The sequence below is a fragment of the Streptococcus suis genome, from assembly GCF_016743335.1.
In the GTDB taxonomy this organism is placed as follows: Bacteria; Bacillota; Bacilli; order Lactobacillales; family Streptococcaceae; genus Streptococcus; species Streptococcus suis_Y.
In genome coordinates, this window is the sequence record NZ_WCJE01000006.1 from 74,507 (window position 1) to 82,331 (window position 7,825).

The window sequence follows — 7,825 nt, forward strand, 5'->3', positions numbered from 1 at the left end:
CCCTTTCATTTTGAAAATAATTCAAATACTGTTACTTATTTTATCATAAAAACGAACATTTTCCAAACTATATTTGCTAAATATATGTTTTGCAAACTATGGGAGAATTTATAAATTAGAGCGTTCGTCTTTTTCTAGATTTTACTGAGTTTGTTTTAGGGAAAGGGTGCAGATTGTTTGTCTAGGAATTTTTTACAGATAAAAATCGGTCTAGATTGGTCAAAATCATGATATTTTGATAAACTAGAAGCAAGAAAGGCTAGATAGATGAAAGCAGCATACATTACCATTCATGATAAATTAAAAGAACAGATCGATAAGGGAGTCTGGAAGGTCGGGCAAAGATTACCTAGCGAGCGTGATTTGGCAGAGGAATTCGGCGTTTCTCGGATGACCTTACGCCAAGGAATTACCCTACTGGTCGAAGAGGGAGTCCTTCAGCGAAAAGTTGGTTCTGGGACTTATGTCGCCAGCACTCGTGTCCAAGAAAAAATGCGTGGGACAACCTCTTTTACAGAATTGGTACAGCTCCAAGGAAAAGAGCCGAGCAGTCAATTACTGTCTTATATCCGAACTAAGCCCAACGATAAGGAAGTTGAGCATCTTGCTTTAGCGAAGGGAGAATACATCATCCGGATGGAACGGGTTCGTTTTGCTGATAATGTCCCTGTTGTCTATGAGGTCGCAAGCATTCCAGAGCGTTTGATTAAAAACGTTCCTAAAGAACATGTAACCAATCATTTCTTCAAAACACTGATTGACAATGGCTACCGTATCGGAACAAGTAAACAAACTATTTTTGCCCGGCTGGCTAGCGAAAAAGTAGCCAATTATCTACAAATTTCAAAGAATCAAGCAATTTTAGCCTTGAAACAAGTTTCCTATCTGGAAGACGGTCAGGCCTTTGAGTATGTCAATAGTCAATACGTTGGAGAACGTTTCGAATTCTATTTAGAAAATAATTAACATAAAAATAATTATGTAAAACGTTTTAAAATCCGTAATCTTTCTAGTGATGACGGATTTTCTTATTTATAAAATATGGAATTTTTGATATAATAAAGTTTATGGAAATTGAAAAAACCAACCGAATGAATGCCTTATTTGAATTCTACGCAGCCTTGCTAACGGACAAGCAAATGAACTACATCGAACTCTATTATGCCGATGATTACAGTTTGGCAGAGATTGCTGAAGAATTCAATGTAAGTCGTCAGGCGGTCTATGATAACATTAAACGAACAGAAAAATTACTGGAAGACTACGAGATGAAGCTACATATGTATTCCGACTATGTGGTGCGTAGCCAGATTTTCGATGAGATGCTGAATAAGTATCCTGAGGATGCTTATTTGAAGGAAAAAATCGCTATTCTGACCAGTATTGATAATAGAGAGTAAGAGGAGAAGTATATGGCTTTTGAAAGCTTAACAGAACGTTTGCAGAATGTGTTTAAAAATCTGCGCCGTAAGGGAAAAATTTCTGAGAGTGATATTCAGGAAGCAACCAAGGAAATTCGCCTAGCCTTACTAGAGGCTGACGTTGCTCTTCCAGTTGTAAAAGACTTTATCAAGAAAGTACGTGAACGTGCTATCGGTCATGAAGTCATTGAAACCCTGAACCCTGCTCAACAAATCATCAAAATCGTTGATGAAGAATTGACAGCTGTATTGGGTTCTGAAACTTCAGAGATTATTAAGTCACCAAAAATTCCAACTATCATTATGATGGCTGGTTTGCAGGGGGCTGGTAAAACGACCTTCACAGGTAAGTTGGCCAACAAACTCAAGCAGGAAGAGAATGCCCGCCCACTTTTGATTGCTGCCGATATTTATCGTCCAGCTGCCATTGACCAGTTGAAGACCCTTGGTCAACAAATTGATGTACCTGTATTCGAGTTGGGCAATCAAGTCCCTGCCCTGGAGATTGTACGCCAAGGTTTAGAACAAGCCAAAGCCAATCACAATGACTATGTCTTGATTGATACGGCCGGTCGTTTGCAGATTGACCAAGCCCTTATGGCCGAATTGAGAGAAATCAAAGAGTTTGCTCAGCCAAATGAAATCCTCTTGGTCGTCGATGCCATGATTGGTCAGGAAGCTGCCAACGTTGCGCGTGAGTTCAATGATCAACTGGCTATTACTGGTGTGATTTTGACCAAGATTGACGGTGATACACGTGGTGGTGCAGCCTTGTCTGTCCGTCACATCACGGGACAGCCAATCAAATTCACCGGTACTGGTGAAAAAATCACCGACATCGAGACCTTCCACCCAGACCGTATGTCCTCGCGTATTCTGGGCATGGGTGACATGCTGACCTTGATTGAAAAAGCCAGCAAAGAATATGATGAGAAGAAATCATTAGAACTCGCTGAAAAAATGCGTGAGAATACTTTTGATTTCAACGATTTCATCGATCAATTGGACCAAGTTCAGAATATGGGACCAATGGAAGACCTGCTGAAGATGATTCCAGGTATGGCTGGTAACCCAGCCCTTGCCAACTTGAAAGTTGACGAGCGTGAAATTGCACGAAAACGAGCTATCGTATCTTCTATGACACCAGCCGAACGAGAAAATCCTGATTTGTTGACACCGAGCCGTCGTCGTCGTATTGCTAACGGTTCTGGAAATAGCTTTGTCGAAGTCAATAAATTTATTAAGGATTTCAACCAAGCGAAAACCATGATGCAGGGTGTCATGTCAGGCGACATGAACAAAATGATGAAACAAATGGGAATCAACCCAAATAATCTCCCTAAAAACATGCCAAACATGAACGGTATGGATATGTCTGCTCTGGAAGATATGATGGGCGGTGCAGGCATGCCTGATATGAGCCAACTGATGGGAGGGGCTGGTATGCCAGACATGTCCCAAATGTTTGGAGGCGGTTTGAAAGGTAGAATCGGCGAGTTTGCTATGAAACAAGCCATGAAACGCCAAGCCAATAAAATCAAGAAAGCCAAAAAGAAGAGAAAATAATCTCTTCTTTTTTACTTTTTATTTGAAGAAATAAGATACAGCAATATAAAATAGAAGTAGCAAAGCAGGAAAAATGATTTCCGAACCCCAACACTTTCCATTATAACGGAAAGGTTCAAAAATGTCCTTTTTAATGGACAACGTTTATAATGTCCGTTATAATGGAAATATAATAGAAATTAGAGGACAAGTTATGAATTATATCGCAATAATAGGAGATATTGTCAATTCAAAACAAACTTCCAACCGCTCTAGTATTCAAGAGCGGCTAAAACAGCAGCTGAATAGAATCAATCATTCCTTCGCTCAGGACTTCGCATCGCCATTTACCATTACAAAGGGAGATGAATTTCAAGCCTTATGCAAGCCTAACCCTTATATTTTTTTAATAATTGACCAAATCCAACTAGCCTTTCGTGATGAGGTGGAGATTAGATTTGGAATTGGTTTGGGTGAGATTCTAACAGCTATCGATCCCAAGCTAAGTATTGGAGCAGATGGTCCAGCTTATTGGGAAGCACGCAAAGCTATCGACTTCATCCACGACAACCATGACTATGGCACCAGCAAAATTGCCTTTTCATCCGAATACAAGCAAATCGATCGTGTGATTAACCCCTTGCTAACTTCTAGCGATTTCATCAAAGCTACCTGGAATCGTTCGCAAACGGATCTGTTTGAGACCTTAATCTCCAAAAAAATCTATCAAGAAGATTTCACACAAAAGCCAATTGCTGAGAAAATGAAACTGAGTCAAAGCGCCTTTACCAAACGTTTGAAATCCAGCGGAATCAAACTCTATCTGCGTAATCGTCAAACTGCCATGAATTTGATTCTCCAGCTCAGTCAGAAAGAAGGATAAAGCATGTCATTTTCAGTTATTTCTAGCTATCTTATTCAACATCCAGTTTTAACCGCCTTGCTTATTGCCCACTTTTTAAGTGATTTCACCTTCCAAAGTCAAGCACTGGCGGATGCTAAAAAACTGCATTTGAAAGCTCTTTTCATGCACCTTTTCATTGTTGCTATCCCTCTTCTTATCCTAGCCTTACTTACCCCCCGTTCAAAATGGAGATTTATTTTTTCAAGTTTGGCTGAGTCATCTTGCGATTGACTATGTCAAATATTTTCTCAACAAACACCATTGGATAAAGGACTCCTGGGAAGCTGGAGCATTCCTAGCTGATCAATTGCTACATATCATCTCTATCATCATTCTTTATCACACTATCGGTGTCAATGTCGCCTCACACTCACTCTGGATTGAACCAAATTATCTCCTCCTGCAAATCCTTTTTATACTCCTAATCAGCAAGCCCGTCAATATTCTTTTCAAACTCTACTTTAGCAAATATCAGGTAGCGGAAGGAGAAGAAGAGCAGACTGTGACAGGTGCAGGAGCCTTGATTGGTCAATTGGAGCGCCTCATAATGGGAATTTTTCTACTTCTGGGGCAATACACAGCTATCGGATTAGTATCATTAGCGTCCTAGTATTGTACGTTTTATTGATTTTATAAAAGAAAAAAGTTTACATAACTTATTTTGTGTAAACTTTTTTAAAAAAAATAGAAAGGAATACTATAGACTGTATGTCCTGAAAATTTTCAAGATTATTCCGTTTGGCGACAGAGTACTTATAAAATAGTATTTGATTTAGCGACTAAAACCGATAAGATTATTATTATTCCTATGACAATCTATAAGGAAGACTATTATCAGGAGATTATTCGGCAATTGATAAAGGATAAGATTCCTTTGGAACAGTATATTTTGTCAGCTGACAAAACAACCATTTTAGAACGTTTAGATAATCGAGTCAATGAAGACAACATCTGGGCCAAGAGACATCTTGATGTTTGTTTAAAAGCTTTTGAAAGTCACATTCCGGGGCAAAGGTTAAACACAGACTGTTTGAAGCCAGAAGAGATTGCAAAGGAGATTCTAATGCTCAGTGAGTTTACCGTGAAATAATGTAGATTTTTGGGATTTTGGGTGTGAAAAAAATTCCAGTTATCTCTCTATCTTTGGTTATATTAAAAATATCCCTACAAACATCTTTCCGAAAAACTATAATTTTCTTGAAACTTATATAAGGTTATGCTATACTACTCATATAGCAAAAATCAGGAGAAAATGATGAGACGCGAGTTATTATTGGAAAAAATTGATCAACTAAAAGAAATTATGCCTTGGTTTGTTCTGGAATATTATCAATCAAAGTTGGCTGTGCCTTACAGTTTTACAACCTTGTATGAATACTTGAAAGAATACCGTCGTTTTTTTGAATGGTTACAGGATTCGGATTTGGTATCTGTGGAACGGATTGCTGACATTCCGCTGGATGTTCTGGAACATCTGACAAAAAAAGATATGGAAGCTTTCATTCTTTATCTGCGGGAGCGTCCCTTACTGAACGCCAATACCACGCAGAATGGTGTGTCGCAGACCACCATTAACCGTACCCTCTCGGCCCTTTCTAGTCTCTTCAAGTATTTAACCGAAGAAGTGGAAAATGAGCAGGGCGAGCCCTACTTCTACCGCAATGTCATGAAGAAGGTGTCCACTAAGAAGAAGAAGGAAACCTTGGCAGCGCGGGCAGAGAACATCAAGCAAAAGCTCTTTTTGGGCGATGAAACCATGGAGTTCTTGGACTATGTGGACAAGGAATACCAAGTCAATCTCTCTAAACGTGCCCTCTCCTCCTTCCAGAAAAATAAGGAGCGGGATTTGGCGATTCTGGCGCTTCTCTTGGCTTCTGGCGTCCGTCTGTCAGAAGCGGTGAATTTGGATCTTCGAGATGTAAATCTCAATATGATGATGATTGAGGTGACGCGTAAAGGGGGCAAGCGGGACTCGGTCAATGTGGCAGGGTTTGCTAAGCCCTATCTGGAAGCCTATATGGGCATCCGTCAGCAACGCTACAAGGCTGAAAAAACGGATATGGCCTTTTTCCTGTCAGAATACCGTGGTCTACCCAATCGCATTGACGCTTCTTCCATTGAGAAAATGGTGGCTAAGTACTCTGCGGACTTCAAGATACGCGTAACCCCCCACAAACTCCGTCATACATTGGCAACTCGCCTCTACGACGCCACCAAGTCGCAAGTTCTAGTCAGTCATCAGCTGGGGCATGCCAATACCCAGGTCACCGACCTCTACACCCATATTGTCAACGATGAGCAAAAAAATGCCTTGGATCAATTGTGATTGTGCGTAATATAAATTATGTAAAACAACACGAGTAAGTTTGAGCTTACTCGTGTTTTCAATTATAGCAATTCTTTCAACTTTTCCTGATTGACAGCTGGGTACTGGTCCAAAAAGGCTGAGAGGGTTCGTAAAACGGCAAGAATATAGCCAGTCTGGTCATTCTCCACCTGCAAGACCAAGAGTGGCTCGTGGAGGCTCATACGGAGCAAGAGCCAGCCGTCACCATAAGGCTCAGTCAGGTCAAACCGCACTCCTTCTTCGTTTTCTGGGTTAAAAGCAAAGCCTTCGATGTTGGTGTTTCTGAGATCAGCAATGGCCTGTTCACCAAGTGCTCGATAATCTGTGGCTTCCAGCTTGAACCGCACTTCTTGGGTTTCAAGTGGTTGCTTGAGCTGGGCAATCAAGTCGTCCAAGGACTTGCCTTCCGCTTGCAGTTTTGGTAAGAGCATGAGAATCTTAGCCGCTACATAGGTTCCGTCATCAAGGAAGTAATTTTCCTTAAAGGCAGCGTGTCCAGAGGTTTCGATAGCCAACTGGCAATCAACTCCCTCTTGATTGGCTAAAATAGCACGGTTTATGACATTACGGTAGCCTGAAATATAGCGAATTTGTTTGCCTCCCAGGCTTTCTATAAAGACCTTAAGGTGTTCAGTCGTTGGGGAATTGGTCACAATGCTGGTTCCTGGATGTTCAGCTAGGATAATCTGGCTAAGCACGGCAATCAGGTTGTTACGGTTGAGGATTTGACCGGACTTGGTCACTAGTGCTGCACGGTCAACATCGGTATCAAAGATAATACCAAGATCTGCCCCTTGCTTCAAGACAGCCTGACGAATACTTTCCATCGCTTCCTTGTTATCTGGGTTTGGAACGTGATTTGGGAAAGTGCCGTCTGGGTCTAGGAATTGTGAGCCTGTGGTATCTGCTCCTAGCTCTGCCAACACTTTCTCAGCAAAGAATCCTCCCGCACCGTTTCCAGCATCAACGATAATGTTGAGATTGGCAAGTGGTTTTTCTTGTCCACCACAAGCGGTACGAATTTTGCCTACGAGGTCTTGGGAGTAAGGCATAATCAGGTCTGCGGTGGTCACACTTCCAAGGGTGGAAGCTGGCAAGTCTTCGCTATGTGAGAGGATGAAGTCGATATCTTCGTGCTCTGCTCCGCCATTTTCCGAAAAAATCTTAATGCCGTTAAAGTAATAAGGCAGGTGACTGGCAGTAACCATGACGCCTGCGTAGCACTTGAACTGCGGGTACTGGGTGCTCATGAAGAGTGCTGGCGTGGTGGCCATGCCAAAGTCAATCAGCTGAACGCCCAGACGAACAGCTTCTTCTGTAAAGGCTGCGACCAAATCTGGACCGCTGAGGCGGCTATCCCGACCAATACCAATCTTGAGTTGTCCTTCTTTATAGGCTTGAGCCAATTCAGGCTTCTGGGTCAGCCAATGAATCAGCCCACGGACAATTTCCTTAGTAGCTTGTGGTGTGAGATTGACAGCATATTCGTCTGTAGCGATAGCAATTCCACGAATATCCGAGCCGTTTTGCAAAACATGATGGTGTGACATAGTAACCTCCTAATTCAAACTAAATTTAGTATATCATATTTTCGAAGCGGTTTCAAAA

The 7,825-nt window shown here is 41.5% G+C and carries 7 protein-coding genes and 1 pseudogene; 7 read left to right on the plus strand and 1 reads right to left on the minus strand.

Annotated elements, in window-relative coordinates; all coding sequences use genetic code 11:
• Positions 1-267: 267 nt before the first annotated feature.
• The 7 genes and pseudogenes from F9856_RS03315 (at position 268) to xerS (ending at position 6,196) form a co-directional block, all read left to right on the plus strand.
• Positions 268-966 (plus strand): GntR family transcriptional regulator, encoded by a 699-nt coding sequence (locus F9856_RS03315; protein WP_105206701.1) that lies wholly within the window; start codon positions 268-270, stop codon positions 964-966.
• A gap of 101 nt (positions 967-1,067) precedes the next feature.
• Positions 1,068-1,400, plus strand: coding sequence for a putative DNA-binding protein (locus tag F9856_RS03320; RefSeq protein WP_099877063.1), 333 nt, complete (start codon positions 1,068-1,070; stop codon positions 1,398-1,400).
• Positions 1,401-1,412: 12 nt separating this feature from the next.
• Positions 1,413-2,987, plus strand: coding sequence for a signal recognition particle protein (gene ffh / locus F9856_RS03325; RefSeq protein WP_002935002.1), 1,575 nt, complete (start codon positions 1,413-1,415; stop codon positions 2,985-2,987).
• Positions 2,988-3,180: 193 nt separating this feature from the next.
• Positions 3,181-3,849 (plus strand): SatD family protein, encoded by a 669-nt coding sequence (locus F9856_RS03330; protein WP_202105723.1) that lies wholly within the window; start codon positions 3,181-3,183, stop codon positions 3,847-3,849.
• 3 nt (positions 3,850-3,852) lie between these two features.
• Positions 3,853-4,480, plus strand: a pseudogene (locus tag F9856_RS03335) (DUF3307 domain-containing protein).
• Between the two features lie 198 nt (positions 4,481-4,678).
• Complete coding sequence (locus F9856_RS03340) at positions 4,679-4,960, plus strand: hypothetical protein (protein WP_228377841.1); 282 nt, start codon at positions 4,679-4,681, stop codon at positions 4,958-4,960.
• Between the two features lie 165 nt (positions 4,961-5,125).
• Complete coding sequence (gene xerS, locus F9856_RS03345) at positions 5,126-6,196, plus strand: tyrosine recombinase XerS (RefSeq protein ID WP_202105724.1); 1,071 nt, start codon at positions 5,126-5,128, stop codon at positions 6,194-6,196.
• 62 nt (positions 6,197-6,258) lie between these two features.
• On the opposite strand, the gene F9856_RS03350 is transcribed toward xerS, so the two are convergent.
• Positions 6,259-7,767, minus strand: a complete 1,509-nt coding sequence (locus tag F9856_RS03350; protein ID WP_202105725.1) for a phosphomannomutase/phosphoglucomutase — start codon at positions 7,765-7,767, stop codon at positions 6,259-6,261.
• Between the last annotated feature and the right edge of the window lie 58 nt (positions 7,768-7,825).

What these genes read in the sequence shown, in the direction of transcription:
- F9856_RS03315 (WP_105206701.1), top strand. Translation starts at nt 268, where the DNA reads ATGAAAGCAGCATACATTACCATTCATGATAAATTAAAAGAACAGATC.
- F9856_RS03320 (WP_099877063.1), top strand. Translation starts at nt 1,068, where the DNA reads ATGGAAATTGAAAAAACCAACCGAATGAATGCCTTATTTGAATTCTAC.
- ffh (WP_002935002.1), top strand. Translation starts at nt 1,413, where the DNA reads ATGGCTTTTGAAAGCTTAACAGAACGTTTGCAGAATGTGTTTAAAAAT.
- F9856_RS03330 (WP_202105723.1), top strand. Translation starts at nt 3,181, where the DNA reads ATGAATTATATCGCAATAATAGGAGATATTGTCAATTCAAAACAAACT.
- F9856_RS03340 (WP_228377841.1), top strand. Translation starts at nt 4,679, where the DNA reads ATGACAATCTATAAGGAAGACTATTATCAGGAGATTATTCGGCAATTG.
- xerS (WP_202105724.1), top strand. Translation starts at nt 5,126, where the DNA reads ATGAGACGCGAGTTATTATTGGAAAAAATTGATCAACTAAAAGAAATT.
- F9856_RS03350 (WP_202105725.1), bottom strand. Translation starts at nt 7,767, where the DNA reads ATGTCACACCATCATGTTTTGCAAAACGGCTCGGATATTCGTGGAATT.